This is a genomic window from Mesorhizobium sp. M7A.F.Ca.CA.002.09.1.1 (assembly GCF_003998555.1).
Lineage (GTDB): Bacteria > Pseudomonadota > Alphaproteobacteria > Rhizobiales > Rhizobiaceae > Mesorhizobium > Mesorhizobium ciceri.
In genome coordinates this window covers 1-593 of sequence record NZ_RZRR01001516.1, presented here as the reverse complement: position 1 = coordinate 593, position 593 = coordinate 1, and the positions used below count along the sequence as shown (strand labels likewise).

The following is a 593-nucleotide window of genomic DNA, read 5'->3' as shown; positions in this document are numbered from 1 at the left end:
GATGGTGTTCCAGCACATCCTGCCGCTTGCCGCGCCCGGCATCCTCACCGGCACCATCATCGGTCTTGCGCGCGCGCTCGGCGAAACCGCGCCGCTGCTGTTGATCGGCATGGTCGCCTTCGTCGCCGATCCACCGACGACGCCTTTCGATCCGGCCACCGCGCTGCCGGTGCAGATCTATATGTGGGCGAACGAGGCCGAACGCGCCTTCGTCGAGCGTATGTCCGGCGCCATCATCATCCTGCTCGTCTTCCTCATGGCCATGAACATCACCGCGATCGTGCTTCGGCGTCGGTTCGAGCGGCGCTGGTAGAAAAAAGGCATTTTGGTATGAACATCATGACCGAACAGTCCCTTGAAAACGCAGTGGGCGACAAGATGAAGTCGAACGAAGTGATAAAAATGCGCGGCGACAAGGTCGGCGTGTTCTACGGCGAGAAGCAGGCGCTGTTCGACGTCGATCTCGACGTCCGCCTGAACCAGGTGACGGCGCTGATCGGCCCCTCCGGCTGCGGCAAGTCCACCTTCCTGCGCTGCCTCAACCGCATGAACGACACCATCGATTCAGCACGGGTAACCGGCAAGAGCACGCT

Annotated in this window: 2 protein-coding genes; both read left to right on the top strand. The window is 61.6% G+C overall.

The features are described from left to right. A partial coding sequence (locus EN994_RS34385; RefSeq protein WP_127308300.1) for an ABC transporter permease subunit occupies positions 1-313 on the top strand: 313 nt, incomplete at its 5' end. Positions 314-330: 17 nt separating this feature from the next. Then, positions 331-593: ATP-binding cassette domain-containing protein (locus EN994_RS34380; protein WP_127308299.1), on the top strand; the 263-nt coding region annotated here is incomplete at its 3' end.